Raw genomic sequence first — 16,115 nt, forward strand, 5'->3', positions numbered from 1 at the left:
AAAACTCATTTGTAACTAAGAGTAACTATTGTGAAAAACGATTGCAGTCAGCAAGATAAAACTATATACATTAGGCGAAAACAGATCACATAACACAATAAAAACGTGAGAATTACCATGAAAAAGACAGCCAAAATGAGCCTTATCGCACTAGCAGCAACTGCGACCCTAGCCACTAGTGCATATGCAAATAACTTTAAAGAAGCCGATGACGCAATCGATTACCGTCAATCTGCATTTAGCATGATTGCCCATAACTTTGGTGACATGGGTGCAATGCTTAAAGGCAAAAAAGAGTTCAACGCTGAAGTTTTTGCTATGCGAGCTGAAAATGTTGCAGCCTTATCAAAGCTACCACTTGAAGGCTTTGTTGCAGGTTCTGATAAAGGTGACACCGAAGCATTAGCTAAAGTCTGGAGTGATAAAGCTGATTTTGATGCCAAGATGAAAACCTTCCAAGAGAACGCCGCGATTCTTGCGCTGGCAGCAAAAAGCGGTGATAAGAAAGAGATGAAGCAAGCCTTTGGCAATACAGGCAAAAGCTGTAAAGGCTGTCATGACGTTTATAAAAAAGACTAACTATAAACGTCAGCCCCCTCTAGTCCAGAATTAGAGGCATACTTTCCATTAAGCCAGTCTGAGTCCCGACTGGCTTGTTATTTAAGTCCTTAGAGCATATCAATCACAGGCCACATCAGATAGTTCAGTACCAAAGCGCCCACCACTAAGACTAAAACAAGTGCTTTTAACATGGATGCGAAGGCTAAATTGTTAGCGCTAGAATCTGTGATTTCCGATTCTGGTAGACTTTTATAACCGCTAAACATGGCACCAAGAATTTTATCGCCTTTAATCATGTGCACTCCAACTGCTAACACGTGCATTGCCGCTAAGATTAAAATCAAGTCAAAGTTCTTCTTATGTAACCAAGTTAACCAACTTGCCGTATCTGAGCTAACAAACGAATACAGAGGGCCTTCAGTAAAAATATCGTCGGTTGCAAACAAGCCCGTTATCAGCTGAATACAGATAAGCGTAATTAAGGTCACCACCATGTAACCGCCGACGGGATTATGGCCTATTGATGATGAGATCCCTTCGCGTCGAGTTCGATTGAGGTAGTGAATAACCGTTTTAGGTGAATAAACAAAGTGACTAAAACGAGCCGTATCACTGCCAACGAGTCCCCAGATAAGCCTTACAGCAATCAAAATCATCAAGCCATAGGCAAGAATTTGATGCCACTCCATCTCACCAGCATCGGCTGTCCACCATAACCCACCGAGTAAGCACAGCATACCCCAATGAAAAACACGCGTCGGAAGATCCCACACTTTAATTTTGACCAGATTTTGTTCCATCAACTGTCACTCTTGAAAATTAATTTACCTGAGGAGGTCATTATAAACGCGGAATTACTGAAGAGCTATCGAGTTATTTACACTGATTTTTTTGCTGAAAACACTAAATAAGGGACGACTTATCCAATCCAATATGACCTGATTTTTTGGGGTTTACAAGGAAATTTGGCCAGTTATTGTCTATATTTGTCTAAGTGATCAAATAAAAGGCGAACAGTTTAAAAGAGCCAATAAAACGTGATTTAGATCACGACTTTCATATCTGAGATTGGTAGTCTGAATTCAAGGAAACAACAAAAGGTTCGACATATGATAAAGATTACTAGCAAGCATTTTGAAGTTACTGAGTCTATCCGCGAACGTATTGAAGCCAGATTAGAGAAATTAGCAAGACACGATGTGCAGCTAATTAATCCACACGTAATTATTTTACAGGAGAAGCAAGGGTTTAAAATTGAAGCTTCTGTCGGCATCCCAAGTGCCAAGTTATTTGCCCAGGCGAAACACGACGACCTCTATGCAGCTATTAATGCAATGGGACAAAAGCTGGAGAAACAGCTAAACCGCCTGACTCATAAACCTGAAAGTCAACGTCACGCAACACTTAAAATAGAAGATGATGCCATTGATGACGACTTTGATGACAACCTAGAGGAGGAATACGCAGCTTGATATTATTGTTAAATTTACACGCAAAGCGCACCTTCGGGTGCGCTTTTTATTGCAAAAAACTCAATTAGGCTAAGTTTTTATTGACACTTAAGGCCCCCCGCTTTAGTTTTATTTCAATGAATAAAATCCATACTACGTTTTTTACTTTCTTTTTTATGTCCCCCACCCTCGGAGGCGGAATTTCGGTGTAAAAACGAAAGTGAAAATTCCAAAGCCTCCCACATGGGAGGCTTTTTTATATCAGCTAAGGTAAGCATACATTGTCATGCTTATCACTAGGGTATTAATACTAAGCGCAATACAAGAGTCAGAGGCTAAGATGAGTAAACCACAACCCTTAAATCACACTCGAGAGCAGATCACCAGTCTCGATAATGAACTGCTGGCTCTGCTAGCAAAGCGCAGAGAATTAAGCCTAGATGTCGCACGCAGTAAAGAAGTCGATGTCAGACCAATCCGCGATACTACCCGGGAAAAAGAGCTGTTATCACGTCTTGTAAAACAGGGGCGTGAGCAAGGATTAGATGCCCATTATGTCATCTCACTCTATCAAAGCATCATCGAAGACTCAGTGCTTAACCAGCAAGCTTATTTACACGGCCGCGCAAATCCAGAAACCCAACAGCAGCAATATTGTATCGCCTACCTTGGCGCTAGAGGTTCATACTCCTATCTAGCTGCCAGCCGATACTGCGATAGACGCCAAGTGGAGATGCAAGATTTAGGCTGCAAAAGTTTCGATGAAATAGTACAAGCCGTTGAATCTGGCCACGCCGACTATGGCTTCCTGCCAATAGAAAATACCTCTTCAGGCTCTATTAACGAAGTGTATGACGTATTACAGCACACCAGTCTTGCTATTGTTGGGGAAACCACCATCGAGGTTGGTCACTGCTTACTGGCCAATAGCGGCAGCACTATTAGTGACATCAAAACAGTTTATGCACATCCTCAGCCGATTAGTCAATGCAGTCGCTACTTAAGTCAGCACGGTGAATTCAAACTAGAGTATTGCTCTAGTAGTGCAGAAGCGATGGAAAAAGTCTGTAATGCAAATGATAACAGTGTCGCTGCTATCGGTAGTGCAGAAGGCGGCGCCTTGTATCAATTAGAAGCGATTGAAGCAGATCTTGCCAATCAAAAAATTAATCAAAGCCGCTTTATCGTTGTCGCAAGAAAGGCTGTTGAAGTGCCATCGCAGCTTCCAGCAAAGTGCACACTGATCATGGCTACAGGCCAAAAGCCTGGCGCACTCGTTGAGGCCTTACTTGTGTTAAAGGCGCGTAATCTTAATATGAGTAAACTCGAATCTCGTCCTATTCCTGGCACGCCTTGGGAAGAGATGTTCTATTTAGATATCGATGCCAATCTATCAAGCGAGCCGATGCAAGCTGCGCTTAAAGAGTTAGAGCGCACCACTCGCTTTATTAAAGTGCTCGGTTGCTATCCCTGTGAAACCGTTAAGCCTACTCAACTGAGTAATAGCCAGTTGATGATTGAGCCTAACACCTCTAAGTCGACCACTGTTGCAGCAACAACCAGTAGTAAGCAACAGCGCTTTAGTAAGCAATATAAGAGTGAGTCTACGCAAGTTATCTGCGGCCAGCTAAACCTAGGAGCCGGTAATATCGGTGCGATAGCTCAAGTACAACTCCCCCTAGAGCTTCAGCAAGTTGAGCAGCTAGCAAAAGAGCTTAAAGAATCAGGTTTCCAAGCCGTTGCGATACAGGGATTAAACCAGCAAAGCGATGTCATTAACTCCATCAATAAGTTTAAGCATGCTCTCGCACAATTTGATTTAGTTTGTGTCCTTGTCATTGAACATGAAACCGATTTAACCATGGCGACTCAGTTTGCAGATGTAGTCATGCTATCGGGGAATCTAATGTATAACCAAGCCATTTTAACCCAACTTGGCTCTTTATTGGTTCCGGTTATAGTCGAGCGCAATACCATGGCTAGCGTCGATGATCTGCTTAATGCAGCAGAGGTTATCTTGAGCCAAGGTAATCAACAACTTATCTTGTGTGAATCAGGGGTCACAACCCTTAATAACTCAGGAAAACCATCACTGGATCTAGCGGCATTGGTTGAGCTAAAAGCCCTGAGTCACTTACCTATTTTGGTCAATCCAAGCTACGCGATTGAAGCAGAACAAATGCCTACATTTGTTAAGGCGATAAAACAGTTAAAAGGCGATGGTGTCATGGTGAATTTAAGTGCTATTGAGCAAGCATCAAAAGCTGACTCTACAACGCTCTTCAATGAGCTATTAGGCAATCTATACCATTAGCTTACGGGTAAATTTATATTAGTCTTTTATATCAGTATCTTGAAAGTTAGTCTCTCGATATGAGTTATTTGATATAGTCAGCTTAATAGCGATGGCTTATACAGACAATTTGATAGCGATAGCTTGATATTGATTATTTGATAGCGGCGGCTTGATAAAGAAACTGATATTCATTACCAAACCGCGTCTGAATTGAAATTAGCGTTTACGCTGAGCAGCTTGCTCAGCGTTACTTTTATCAATCAACCGAGGGATCGTTGTCCCTTGGACTAAGATAGAAAAAACCACCACAGCGTAAGTCATCACCATTAGCAGCTCTCGCAGGTCTATATTGCTGCCACTCATGACAATTATGCCGGTAGGTAAACTCATCGCCATCGCTAACGCTAAGCCGCCACGTAATCCTCCCCATACCAAGATTTTTTCTGCATAAGAGTTATAGTGCCTAAAACGCCTAAAGCCAAAATAAGGTAGATAAATGCTGATAGTGCGCCCAATTAACACTATCGGGACAGCAAGCAGCATAAACCACCACAACTCAACATCGAAATGAATGAGTAGCAGTAGTAAGCCTAATAGCAGAAACAATAATGAATTGAAAAATGACTCTATTAATAACCAGAAACTCTCTAGGTGTCCTTGCTCCTCTTCCTTTAGCAACTTAGGCACACTCACATTGCCAATGATAATTCCGGCTGCGACCATGGCTAGGGGCCCTGAAACCCCCAACATATCGGCCCCAATGTAACCTGCACTCGGCACCAATAATGTCATCAGTAAATACTGCGTTCGCTCTTCAGAGAAATGCAGCATGCCATGTAGAATAGCGGCCAATACTCCACCGTAGAGTAAACCGCCTAACGCTTCTCTAATAAAAAGCTTACTTACATCAATAAATGTTAACGGTTCAGTTGAAAACGCGACTTGTGAAACGGTGATAAAAATTACCAAACCAATACCGTCATTGAAGAGCGATTCACCCTCAACCTGAGTGGCAATATCTTCTGGCGCGCCAAGCTGTTTAATGATTGCCAACACCGCAATAGGATCCGTTGGCGAAATCAGTGCACCAAATAGCAGGCAATAACTAAAGTTTAGGGGTAAACCGATAGCAATAGCGAATAGGTACAGCAAGCTACCAACAACAAATGTTGATATTAACGTCCCCACAAAAGCCAGTATGAATATTTCCCACTTTTGTTTTTTTAATATATTGAGCTTAATCTGTAACGTGCCAGCAAACAGTAAAAAACCCAGCATTCCATTAAGCAGTAGAGCTGTAAAATCAAGCTGCTCGAGATCGGTCACTAAGGTTGAATAAATTTTTATACCAAAGATCTTACCGGCCACCAAAATAGCTAAGCTCAAACACAATGCCAGTGCAGTAATAGTGACGGTTTGTTGCCAACGATGTAAACGTGAAGAGACAAGAGATATCACCAGAGAAAGCACAGAAAGTAGACATAAGATTTCGTAACTAGTCACAGTGAAGTCTCATTAAGCAAAAGGGAGGGGGGAAATAACAGAGATTAGATTATGCGGCCTTCAATTAAGCTCAGCCAACCTTTAATCACTCTGCCGCTAAACCATATCGCACCGCCAACATAGAGCGTGGCACTTAACCACGGCTGAGCACACAAATACCCGGTTAACATGACTAAAAATAGGCCGAGGATAGACCAACGCTGCCAACGTAAATGGATTGCCAGCATGCTATTGGCATTTTGCTGTGGCTGATACAGATTAATAACAAGACTAAGGGCTGTGGGCACTAACATTATCGGAAAGCATGCCATCAGCGCATACAGGAAGTGTGCGAGATTTTTATCTTGCAGCGCTAGTGATTGAGAATGTAATGTTGATGCCATACGCCACTCCAAAAAGAAATAAGAGACAGGCGCAATTCCATCACGACCTATCATTAACCTTACTTTCTCATGATGAGTTACGCAACTTTCACGCCTGATTTATTTCAGATTTTCATGCCATTGACTTAGCGCTTAGGTTTATATACTTACAGTTCTAAGGTCACATCTGACTTTAATTTAGTTGAACATGCTAGCACAAAGCCCTGTGCGACCTCATCAGGTGTCAATGCCATTTGGCTTGTAGACTCGGTTTCTCCCTTAACAACCCTACACTTGCATGCACCGCAAACACCTGAACGACAGGCAGCAAGAATAGGTAACCCTTCGGCTTCAATGCCGTCCAATACGGTTTGTTCTGCAGACAAGGTTCGGCTTTTATCACCGATCATCAACATAAAACCGCTTGTCTCTGCGTTAATAGCTGTAGTTTGCGCTTTTGCTGCAGCCAGTTCGGCGCTATCCCCTTTAAAGCTACCAAAGCTTTCCTGGTGGAAATGCGTCATATCAAAGTCTAACGACTCAAGTAATGCTTTTACTGCTTTCATATAAGGCTCAGGGCCACATACAAAAACCGTTCGAGTTTTAAAGTCTGGTACCAATCTCGCTAAGTTATCAACATTTAGACGCCCAGGCAGATTATCGATATAAGGACTCGCTTGCTCACTAACCTCTTCTAAAATGTAGTTAAGCTTAAATCGGGCGCTGCGCTCAGCCATCTGTGAAATAGACGCTTCAAATATAAGATCGTTACTAGATTTTGCACTATGAAGAAAGCTCACATCTGGGCCAACTTCGGTATCGGTTAACCAACGAGACATGGAGTACATAGGCGTGATACCGCAGCCAGCACTTAAAAACAGATACTTTTGCGCTTGAATATCAACTAAATTAAATACGCCATCGGGGCCGAGAGCTCGCACCATATGACCGACTTCAAGGTTATCGGCTAAGTAGTTTGAAACCTTGCCACCTGCAATACGCTTAATGGTTAGTACAATAGAATATGGACGTGAAGGTGACGAGCTTATGGTATAGCTACGAGCAATTTTCTCACCATTAATTTCCAGCAATAAAGTAAGAAACTGACCGGGCTTAAAATGAAACTTAACTGGAGTGGCAGCTTGAAATCTAAAGCTGATAACATCGTGAGTCTCATTCCATTTTTCCACACACACCAGTTGATGTTCCCCAGACTGCCATTGCTGAGCCGAAAAAGATTCTAAATGAGAAGTTTGCTTATTCATTGCCATATTCACGCTATACCTACCTATCAAACTAAGTTGTTAACCCTTAAACTAAAAATGGCCACACATTGGTGACCATTTTAAACTTACTTATCACCCGTATCGATGCAGTTACGCTACATTAAGGATGCGATTTAGATCTGCTTCTACAGTTGTGGTGTTACGAAGACCAAACTTCTCTTCTAGCACTTTGGCCAAGTTAGGCGTTAGGAATGCTGGTGCCGTAGGACCTGTCATGATGTCCTTCACACCCAGTGATAATAGTGTCAATAACACGACAATGGCTTTTTGTTCAAACCATGAAAGTACTAAGGTAAGTGGCAATTCATTAATATCGCACTCAAATGCTTCAGACAGTGCAATAGCAAGCTGAATCGCAGAGTAAGCATCATTACACTGGCCAATATCCAATAGACGTGGAATACCGTTGATGTCACCAAACTCAAGTTTGTTGAACTTATATTTACCACAGCCTAATGTCAGAATAATCGAATCCGCTGGCGCTTGAGTCGCGATATCCGTGAAGTAACCACGCTCTTGCTTGTCACCGTCACATCCACCGACCAAGAAGAAATGCTTGATTGCACCGCTCTTCACATTCTCGATTACGGTGGGTGCAGCAGCCATCAGCGCATTACGAGCAAAACCTATGGTGATTAGATGGGGGATCTCATCATAGATAAAGCCTTCTAAAGACTCAGCTTTAGCAATTACTTCACTGAAATCATCACCAACAATGTGGGTTACACCAGGCCAGCCTACAATGCTACGCGTGAAGATACGGTTTGAGTAATCACCCACATTTGGGTCAATAATACAGTTTGATGTCATTACTACTGCACCAGGGAATGTCGCAAATTCTTTTTGCTGATTCTGCCATGCACTGCCGTAATTGCCCACTAAGTGTGGATACTTTTTAAGTTCAGGGTAAGCCAGTGCAGGTAACATCTCACCGTGGGTGTAAACGTTAATACCTTTGCCTTGGGTTTGTTCAAGAATAAGCTCAAGATCTTTCATGTCATGACCAGACACTAAGATAGCCTTACCCTTTACAGATTTAGTGTTAACTTGCGTTGGCTCTGGGTGACCAAAGGCATGGGTTTCCCCTTCATCGAGCATTGCCATTACGCGGTAGTTAAGCTGACCAATCTGCATTGCTGTATTAAATAGCTTATCGGCATCAACTGAGTCTTCACCAAGAAAAGCCATGATCTCGTGGAACTCGCCAGCCACTTCATCGCTGGTTTGCTCAAGTACGCGAGCATGCTCCATATAGGCTGCTGCGCCTTTAAGGCCGTATAAGCAAAGTAAACGTAAACCCATAATATCTTCATGGACTTCATCTTTACCACGGTTAGGCACAGCTTGAAGCGCTTGAGATAGCATTTCAGGCTTAGTCGCGCCCAATACCAACTGCATAGGCGCATTCATTGGCTTGGCTTCAATGCTTAGTTCACCGCACTTAGCTTCGTATGCCGACTTTAAACGGTTACGGAAAGTTTCAGCTTGGGTGGTATAAGCAATGATACGCTCATCATCAAAGTTAACGTTGGTCAGTGTCGCGAAAAATGCCTTTGGCACAAAGGTATCAATCTCATGGTCGATAATGCCGACTTCACGAGCAAGGGCCGCGTATGACGACACACCTTGGAGAATATAGATAAGAAGATCTTGTAAGTCTGAGGTATCAGACGACTTACCGCACATACCTTGCGTGTAGCTACAGCCATTACCCGCAGGTGTTCTAATTGTTTGCTCACATTGAATACAAAACACGACACTAACTCCTATATTTTAATCATGCATCTCATCTGCATGTTTTGATGTTAGTGTACGCTTCTTGACGAATTGCAAAAGGGTTTTCTAACAACAAAAGCTAAAACTATGAAAGAGATCACTTTAAGTGTTAACTAATAAACACTTAAAGTACTGAAGGAATATAAAATAAAAAGCTTTATTTTCAGTGATTAATGCAAGCGCAGGAGCCGAGGGTAGCGACGTTATCTCAAGATGCATTCGCAAGAGTGAAGTTTTTAAGTAGTGATAAGCATGACCAAAAATGCGCAGTCATTCAATTAAAGGTAAGTAAAGCAAAAGCAAAAAAAGGCGCCTAAGCGCCTTTTCAATTTAAGGATTACGAGCAGTTATTAGCCAGTCTTCATGTCGTTTACTGATTGCAACATCGCACGACTCTCACGTTGGAATTGCGGCGCAAAATCACCAAACCAGCGAGACACCTCTGCAAACTGAGCCACAAACGCATCGCGATTGCCGGACTTTAAAATAGATAACGCCTGAGAGTAGTTATCTAAGTAATCGCTGATCGCAACAAGGCTTTCCTCTTGAGCGAAGATAATATCAGCATATAACTCAGGGCTTTGGGCAAATAAGCGTCCTACCATAGCCAGCTCTAAGCGGTAAATTGGCGAGCTAAACTGTAGCAATGACTCAATATCTGCTTCCTCTTTGTAAAGGTTCAAGCCATATACAAAAGAGGAAAAATGTCGCATGGCTTGCACCAATTGCATCGCTTTATCGTGTTTGCTTGGCTCAGCTTCAACAATTCGAGCTCCCCAAATCTCAATCTGCTCTATCAGCCATTGATAAGCCTGTTGCTCGCGGCCGTGACACACGACGACAACTTGCTTTGCAAGGCTGCCTACATCTGGACCAAACATAGGGTGTAAGCCAAGCACGGGGCCAGAGTGCGCCGCCAGCATCGCCTCCACTGGTGCTCCTTTGATGGAAGTCAAATCGGCCAAGATGCAATCTTTAGGTAAGTTTGTCAGTTGCTCAGCAATTAATTCACAGGTAATGTTTATCGGCACGGTGACAATAACCAAGCCTGCCCCCTCAAAGATGCTTTCGCTGTTTATCCAATCATCTTTATCAAGCGTTTTTACCTGATAACCAGAAAGCGTTAACATCTGTGAGAACAACCCACCTAACTTACCTTCCCCCCCCACAATAACCACATGACCCAAATCAGCCTTAATTTGCTTAAAGCCTACGTCCTTTTCATTAAGGTAAGACTCACGCATAAGGCGACGTAAAATATCTTCAATGAGTTGCGGCGCGACATTCATCGCTTTCGCTTCAGCACGTCTTTTCGCTAGCATATTAGCTTCACGCTGCGGCGCGTAAATTGGCAAACCTGCACCATGTTTTACCGCGCCAACTTGTGCAACAAGATCTAAACGTTTTCTCAGTAAATGCAGTAACTGCTGATCGACACCGTCAATCAAACCTCTCAGGTTCTCAAGCTCTGCTGTAGTCTTCTCATTCATCAATCTTTCTTCCATCAGCCATTTGCTACTTTCAGCATATCAAATCGAGTCGGTAATATTGGGGCTAATAAGCTAGCACCATCTCGTAACAAGTTTTCCGTGGTTTGCCAGTCTATACAAGCATCGGTCACCGATACACCGTAAGCCAGTTGATTCATCGGTATGTCACTACTTTGCTTACCAGCATTGAGGTGGCTTTCTAGCATAACACCAATAATAGATTGATTACCTACAGCAATTTGATTAAATACATCTTCACATACAGGCTTTTGTTTATTGTGATCTTTCGACGAATTCCCATGGCTGCAATCAACAATCAAGCGTGCATTAAGCTTTGCCGCATGTAACTGCTGTTCGCACTCAGCGACACTTGCTGCGTCATAATTTGGGGTTTTACCGCCACGTAAAATAACATGTCCATCTGGATTACCGGCAGTTTGTAGTAGTGCCACCTGACCTTGTTGATTAATCCCCATGAAGCGGTGCCCACTCGCGGCCGACTCTAGCGCATTTATCGCAACGCCCAGCTTGCCGTCAGTGCCGTTTTTAAAGCCAACTGGCATAGAAAGACCCGAGGCCATTTCTCGGTGAGTCTGAGATTCTGTTGTACGTGCGCCAATTGCAGACCAGGTGATGAGTTCTGACATGTATTGCGGACTGATAGGATCCAGGGCTTCGGTCGCAACAGGTAACTCAAGCTCAGCAAGCCAAATCATTAGCTCTCTTGCTTGTCTTAGACCTTTATCAACATCAAATGATTCATTCATATCAGGGTCATTAATCATGCCCTTCCAGCCAACCGTTGTACGCGGTTTTTCAAAGTAAACACGCATCAATACAAAAAACTGCTCGCCGAGCTCATTATGAAGTTTCTTAAGTTTTAAAGCATACTCTTTAGCGGCATCGATATCATGAATTGAGCAAGGACCAGAGATCACAAGCACACGATTATCACGTTTGTGTACGATATCTGACACGGTTTTTCGGGCATTTAGCACATATTGATAAGCATGCTTAGACAGAGGCAGATCGCGCTTTAACTCCTCAGGAGTCACGAGAACTTGCTCAGAACTGATATGAACATTATTAATTGTGTCTTGTTGCATGATAACCACCTGCCTTTATCTCTTATCTGCTTTGCGCTAACAGTCTTTATGTCACTGAAGAACGTCTCAACTTATATTTTAAGCTCGGTTTTATCGTCCGAACCGAGTACCACTGTAACGGTACAGCATTACACCTTAAGAACACTATGCCTAGATGAAGCGGTGAGATCAAGCGACATTTTCTATAAATGAAAATTTCTAATCTAGCTTTCGTAAATACGGCTGAAGAGTAATACCAATAACATGAAGATTCAGGAAGGAAATTGAAATGCCCAATAAATTTAGGCAACAAAAAACCGCCATATAGGCGGTTTCTCGTGCGAACACTGCATCTTTTTTATAGCAAGTACTAAATTACTTAGTAGCAAGCTTCTCACGGATACGTGCAGACTTACCTGAACGATCACGTAGATAGTAAAGCTTAGCACGACGAACACGGCCGCGACGCTTAACTTCGATGCTAGAGATGATTGGGCTGTGAGTCTGGAACGCACGCTCAACACCTTCACCATTAGAGATTTTACGTACTGTGAATGCAGAGTGAACGCCGCGGTTACGCTTAGCGATTACAACGCCTTCGAACGCCTGTAGACGCTCTTTACCGCCTTCTACAACACGTACTTTAACAACTACTGTATCACCGGCACCAAATTGTGGTACGTCGGTTTTCATTTGCTCTTCGTTGAGCATTTTGATGATGTTATTCATTAAATAAACTCCATACTAGTAATAACTGCGCTTCGACTAATCATCTTGTTTGATGGTGTCAACAAATTCAGCTAATAGCTTCTCTTGTTCGCCAGTCAGAGCTAGATTTTCAAGTAATTCTGGTCGTCTCAACAAAGTCCTACCTAGGCTTTGCTGTAGACGCCAGCGTCTAATATGTTCGTGGTTACCACTTAACAATACGGCTGGAACATCCAGGCCATCCAAACTTTCAGGACGCGTATAGTGGGGGCAATCCAGTAATCCATCAGAGAAAGAATCTTGCTCTGCGGAAGCTTGTTTTCCTAGCACGCCAGGAACCAATCTAGATACTGAATCAATCAAAGTCATCGCTGGAAGTTCACCGCCCGAAAGCACGTAATCTCCTATCGACCACTCTTCGTCCACTTCAGTTTGAATAATACGTTCATCGACACCTTCGTATCGACCACACACTAAAACCAAACTGGATGATTGCGCTAACTCTTCAACGCCTTGCTGTGTCAGCTTACGGCCTTGAGGAGAAAGGTAGATCACCTTTGCCTCTTTTCCAGCTGCAGCTTTTGCTGCATGGATGGCATCACGTAGAGGCTGCACCATCATTAACATTCCAGGGCCACCACCATAAGGGCGATCATCCACTGTTTTATGTTTATCATGGGTGAAATCTCGAGGATTCCACGTTTGCAACTCTAGCAACCCTTTGCTAACTGCACGACCCGTTACACCAAAGTCTGTTACGGCACGAAACATCTCGGGAAACAGGGTTACTACCCCTAACCACATATGTTGTACCTCGACTTAGAAGTCCGGATCCCAATCCACTAAAATCTGTTTTGCTGCCAGGTCCACCTTTTGGATGAACTGGTCAGTAACAAAGGGAATCATACGTTCCGCTTTGCCAAAGCCATCTTTTGCGTTAGCTTTAACTAGAAGTACGTCATTCGATCCTGTTTCCACGATCTCCTGAACGGTACCCATGTTGTAGCCTTTGGTATTAGTCACTTCACATCCGATCAGATCTCGCCAGTAGAATTCATCTTCTGGTAAATCTTGCATCTGCTCAGCAGGCACAGCAATCTCACAATTAGTAAGCGCTTGAGCCTCATCCCGTGTTGTTACGCCTTCAAGACAAGCGACAACCGCTTTACCCTGAAAACGCCACTGGGCGACTTTAACCTCGCGCCATTCACCTTGCTCTTTAATAAGCCAAGGAGAATAGTCAAAGATACCTTCAACAGAGTCGGTATAGGTAGTGATCTTCAACCAACCTTTAATGCCAAAACTGGAACCTAATTTCCCAAGGATGACGGGTTCTTGTTTACTACTCATCAATCTATACCCTAACGCTATTAAGCAGCTGCTTTACGAGCGTCTTTGATCAGTTTTGCTACACGATCAGTAGTAGCAGCACCGTTAGCAACCCAATGCTCAACACGGTCAAGATCTAAGCGTAGAGCTTCTTCTTGGCCACGAGCTACTGGGTTAAAAAAGCCAACGCGCTCGATGAAACGACCGTCACGGGCGTTACGGCTGTCAGCTACAACGATGTTATAAAATGGACGCTTTTTTGCGCCGCCACGAGCTAAACGAATGGTAACCATGCGTTTGGTATCCTCTAATGATTTGCTTTTTATCAAGCAAAAATAAAAACTGAAACTCCGTGTTCGCGAAGAGCCCCAGATAGAAAGCCGGCAGATTTTACCTGACTGACCGGCGAATGCAACCGTAATCGGCGTTTTTTACGCCTAAAACGATTTACAGACCAGAGCAAGTTTCACTCTAGTCTGTAAATTTAGCTATGCAGAATATTCTAAATGCCTAGCGGCCTGGCATTTTCATGCCTGGTGGTAACATACCACTCATGCCACGCATCATTTTTTTCATGCCGCCTTTCGCTGACATTTTCTTCATCATTTTCTGCATTTGAGTAAACTGCTTAAGTAAGCGGTTCACATCTTGAATTTGTGTGCCGCTGCCCAGCGCGATTCTACGCTTACGTGAACCCTTGATAATATCGGGACGTTGGCGCTCACCTGGCGTCATAGAATTGATAATCGCTTCCATCTGCCCAGTCATCTTGCCATCTTGAACTTGAGCAAGTGCTTCTGGTGGTAATTGCCCCACACCAGGTAGCTTCTCAATCATGTTCATCATGCCGCCCATGTTTTTCATCTGTTGCAGCTGTTCGCGGAAATCTTCTAAATCAAAGTTGCCGCCTTTTTTTACTTTAGCTGCAAGCTTCATCGCCTTTTCTTGGTCTACACCACGCTCAACCTCTTCAATAAGAGAAAGAACGTCGCCCATACCTAGAATACGTGATGCGACACGATCTGGGTGGAATGCTTCTAACGCATCGGTCTTTTCACCCACACCTAAGAATTTAATTGGTTTACCCGTAATGTGGCGAATCGATAATGCTGCACCGCCTCGTGCATCACCATCGACTTTGGTCAGTACCACACCGGTTAACGGTAGCGCTTCATTAAAGGCTTTTGCTGTGTTTGCCGCATCTTGACCCGTCATGGCATCAACCACGAACAATGTCTCAACCGGGTTCACCGTAGCATGAAGCTCTTTAATTTCATCCATCATGGCTTCATCAACGTGCAAACGACCTGCAGTATCGACAATAACCACATCAATGAACTTAAGCTTTGCGTGTGCAATTGCAGCCTTAGCGATATCAACAGGCTTTTGGCTCACATCTGACGGGAAGAATTCAACTTCAACTTCAGCGGCTAAGGTTTCTAGCTGTTTAATCGCCGCTGGACGGTATACGTCGGCAGACACAACGAGAACAGACTTCTTCTCGCGTTCACGCAAGAATTTAGAGAGCTTTGCAACACTGGTGGTTTTACCCGCACCTTGCAAACCCGCCATCATGATCACTGCAGGCGGTTGAGCCGATAGGTCTAAAGCTTCATTCGCTTCGCCCATCGCATTTTCAAGTTCGCTTTGAACGATCTTAATAAAGGCTTGGCCTGGACTTAGACTCTTTGAAACCTCTTGTCCAACAGCGCGTTCTTTAACGCTATTTACGAATTCACGAACCACAGGCAAGGCAACATCGGCCTCAAGAAGTGCCATGCGGACTTCGCGTAAGGTTTCCTTAACGTTTTCTTCCGTTAAGCGACCACGGCCACTGATATTTTTCAGAGTCCGTGACAATCTGTCAGTTAAGTTCTCAAACATTATCCAGTTCTTTACCGTTTAAAATTTACATTGATGGGGCTGTATTATAGCGATGCCCAGATATTATGCTACAGAATGACGCAAGTTACTTTTACAACTCAGTGCAGTGAAACGTAAAAAATCACTAAAAATCGTCAATAAGATAAAAAATCGACCTATTTTTGCAACCAAGGTCACTGCCCAAATCCCTTCCGCTCATGCTATTCTACACAATAATATTACATGCTAACTTAATGAATAAAGTCGAAACGACTTTAATGGCTAGACTCAAGGCTATATTTAGCTCACTCAGTGATTTAACTCATGCTTGAATCACGCTACTATGCGAGTCGTTTGGTCAACTTTTAATGCATTGTTAGAACATTAGGTCCTTAAAAACAAAGT

At 43.4% G+C, this 16,115-nt stretch carries 15 protein-coding genes and 1 other annotated feature; of the genes, 3 read left to right on the forward strand and 12 right to left on the reverse strand.

Annotation, left to right across the window (positions count from 1 at the left end; all coding sequences use genetic code 11):
• The first annotated feature begins 135 nt into the window (after positions 1 to 135).
• Positions 136 to 579, forward strand: a complete 444-nt coding sequence (locus ACVBIU_RS10565) for a c-type cytochrome (RefSeq protein WP_447160516.1) — start codon at positions 136 to 138, stop codon at positions 577 to 579.
• An 89-nt stretch (positions 580 to 668) separates the two neighbouring features.
• On the opposite strand, the gene ACVBIU_RS10570 is transcribed toward ACVBIU_RS10565, so the two are convergent.
• The gene (locus tag ACVBIU_RS10570; RefSeq protein ID WP_447163716.1) at positions 669 to 1,361 is read right to left on the reverse strand and encodes a cytochrome b/b6 domain-containing protein; all 693 of its coding nucleotides are present in this window, start codon (positions 1,359 to 1,361) and stop codon (positions 669 to 671) included.
• Positions 1,362 to 1,670: 309 nt separating this feature from the next.
• Here ACVBIU_RS10570 and hpf point away from each other — a divergent pair, with 309 nt between their 5' ends.
• Together hpf and pheA are read left to right on the forward strand one after the other, a co-directional pair.
• On the forward strand, positions 1,671 to 2,033 hold the full coding sequence (hpf, locus tag ACVBIU_RS10575; protein ID WP_012154318.1) for a ribosome hibernation-promoting factor, HPF/YfiA family: 363 nt from the start codon (positions 1,671 to 1,673) through the stop codon (positions 2,031 to 2,033).
• A 119-nt stretch (positions 2,034 to 2,152) separates the two neighbouring features.
• Positions 2,153 to 2,273, forward strand: a sequence feature (Phe leader region).
• Positions 2,274 to 2,352: 79 nt separating this feature from the next.
• Entirely contained in the window at positions 2,353 to 4,326 is a 1,974-nt protein-coding gene (gene pheA, locus ACVBIU_RS10580; protein WP_447160436.1) for a prephenate dehydratase, read from the forward strand.
• Between the two features lie 198 nt (positions 4,327 to 4,524).
• On the opposite strand, the gene ACVBIU_RS10585 is transcribed toward pheA, so the two are convergent.
• The 11 genes from ACVBIU_RS10585 to ffh all read right to left on the reverse strand — a co-directional run bounded on the left by ACVBIU_RS10585 (position 4,525) and on the right by ffh (position 15,731).
• Positions 4,525 to 5,811 (reverse strand): cation:proton antiporter, encoded by a 1,287-nt coding sequence (locus tag ACVBIU_RS10585; RefSeq protein WP_447160435.1) that lies wholly within the window; start codon positions 5,809 to 5,811, stop codon positions 4,525 to 4,527.
• Positions 5,812 to 5,855: 44 nt separating this feature from the next.
• Positions 5,856 to 6,194, reverse strand: a complete 339-nt coding sequence (locus ACVBIU_RS10590) for a hypothetical protein (protein ID WP_447163717.1) — start codon at positions 6,192 to 6,194, stop codon at positions 5,856 to 5,858.
• Between the two features lie 146 nt (positions 6,195 to 6,340).
• Positions 6,341 to 7,444, reverse strand: a complete 1,104-nt coding sequence (locus ACVBIU_RS10595; RefSeq protein ID WP_447163718.1) for an FAD-binding oxidoreductase — start codon at positions 7,442 to 7,444, stop codon at positions 6,341 to 6,343.
• 105 nt (positions 7,445 to 7,549) lie between these two features.
• Positions 7,550 to 9,214 (reverse strand): hydroxylamine reductase, encoded by a 1,665-nt coding sequence (gene hcp, locus ACVBIU_RS10600; RefSeq protein WP_447160432.1) that lies wholly within the window; start codon positions 9,212 to 9,214, stop codon positions 7,550 to 7,552.
• A 371-nt stretch (positions 9,215 to 9,585) separates the two neighbouring features.
• Positions 9,586 to 10,725: a bifunctional chorismate mutase/prephenate dehydrogenase gene (gene tyrA, locus ACVBIU_RS10605; protein WP_447160431.1), complete on the reverse strand. Its 1,140-nt coding sequence runs from the start codon at positions 10,723 to 10,725 to the stop codon at positions 9,586 to 9,588.
• Between the two features lie 14 nt (positions 10,726 to 10,739).
• Positions 10,740 to 11,831 carry a 3-deoxy-7-phosphoheptulonate synthase gene (locus tag ACVBIU_RS10610; RefSeq protein ID WP_447160430.1) on the reverse strand — a complete coding sequence of 364 codons (1,092 nt, stop codon included), beginning with the start codon at positions 11,829 to 11,831 and terminating at the stop codon, positions 10,740 to 10,742.
• A gap of 354 nt (positions 11,832 to 12,185) precedes the next feature.
• Positions 12,186 to 12,539, reverse strand: coding sequence for a 50S ribosomal protein L19 (rplS, locus tag ACVBIU_RS10615; protein WP_012276214.1), 354 nt, complete (start codon positions 12,537 to 12,539; stop codon positions 12,186 to 12,188).
• A gap of 36 nt (positions 12,540 to 12,575) precedes the next feature.
• A complete protein-coding gene (gene trmD, locus ACVBIU_RS10620) occupies positions 12,576 to 13,322 on the reverse strand; it encodes a tRNA (guanosine(37)-N1)-methyltransferase TrmD (RefSeq protein ID WP_447160429.1) in 747 nt (248 codons plus the stop codon).
• Between the two features lie 15 nt (positions 13,323 to 13,337).
• Positions 13,338 to 13,868 carry a ribosome maturation factor RimM gene (gene rimM, locus ACVBIU_RS10625; RefSeq protein WP_447160428.1) on the reverse strand — a complete coding sequence of 177 codons (531 nt, stop codon included), beginning with the start codon at positions 13,866 to 13,868 and terminating at the stop codon, positions 13,338 to 13,340.
• 20 nt (positions 13,869 to 13,888) lie between these two features.
• A complete protein-coding gene (gene rpsP / locus ACVBIU_RS10630) occupies positions 13,889 to 14,140 on the reverse strand; it encodes a 30S ribosomal protein S16 (RefSeq protein ID WP_012154307.1) in 252 nt (83 codons plus the stop codon).
• A gap of 217 nt (positions 14,141 to 14,357) precedes the next feature.
• The gene (gene ffh / locus ACVBIU_RS10635) at positions 14,358 to 15,731 is read right to left on the reverse strand and encodes a signal recognition particle protein (RefSeq protein WP_447160427.1); all 1,374 of its coding nucleotides are present in this window, start codon (positions 15,729 to 15,731) and stop codon (positions 14,358 to 14,360) included.
• Positions 15,732 to 16,115: the final 384 nt, after the last annotated feature.

This window comes from Shewanella sp. 30m-14, assembly GCF_052977125.1.

What these genes read in the sequence shown, in the direction of transcription:
- ACVBIU_RS10595 (WP_447163718.1), bottom strand. Translation starts at nt 7,444, where the DNA reads ATGGCAATGAATAAGCAAACTTCTCATTTAGAATCTTTTTCGGCTCAG.
- trmD (WP_447160429.1), bottom strand. Translation starts at nt 13,322, where the DNA reads ATGTGGTTAGGGGTAGTAACCCTGTTTCCCGAGATGTTTCGTGCCGTA.
- ACVBIU_RS10610 (WP_447160430.1), bottom strand. Translation starts at nt 11,831, where the DNA reads ATGCAACAAGACACAATTAATAATGTTCATATCAGTTCTGAGCAAGTT.
- rplS (WP_012276214.1), bottom strand. Translation starts at nt 12,539, where the DNA reads ATGAATAACATCATCAAAATGCTCAACGAAGAGCAAATGAAAACCGAC.
- hpf (WP_012154318.1), top strand. Translation starts at nt 1,671, where the DNA reads ATGATAAAGATTACTAGCAAGCATTTTGAAGTTACTGAGTCTATCCGC.
- tyrA (WP_447160431.1), bottom strand. Translation starts at nt 10,725, where the DNA reads ATGAATGAGAAGACTACAGCAGAGCTTGAGAACCTGAGAGGTTTGATT.
- rimM (WP_447160428.1), bottom strand. Translation starts at nt 13,868, where the DNA reads ATGAGTAGTAAACAAGAACCCGTCATCCTTGGGAAATTAGGTTCCAGT.
- ffh (WP_447160427.1), bottom strand. Translation starts at nt 15,731, where the DNA reads ATGTTTGAGAACTTAACTGACAGATTGTCACGGACTCTGAAAAATATC.
- rpsP (WP_012154307.1), bottom strand. Translation starts at nt 14,140, where the DNA reads ATGGTTACCATTCGTTTAGCTCGTGGCGGCGCAAAAAAGCGTCCATTT.
- ACVBIU_RS10570 (WP_447163716.1), bottom strand. Translation starts at nt 1,361, where the DNA reads ATGGAACAAAATCTGGTCAAAATTAAAGTGTGGGATCTTCCGACGCGT.
- pheA (WP_447160436.1), top strand. Translation starts at nt 2,353, where the DNA reads ATGAGTAAACCACAACCCTTAAATCACACTCGAGAGCAGATCACCAGT.
- ACVBIU_RS10590 (WP_447163717.1), bottom strand. Translation starts at nt 6,194, where the DNA reads ATGGCATCAACATTACATTCTCAATCACTAGCGCTGCAAGATAAAAAT.
- ACVBIU_RS10565 (WP_447160516.1), top strand. Translation starts at nt 136, where the DNA reads ATGAGCCTTATCGCACTAGCAGCAACTGCGACCCTAGCCACTAGTGCA.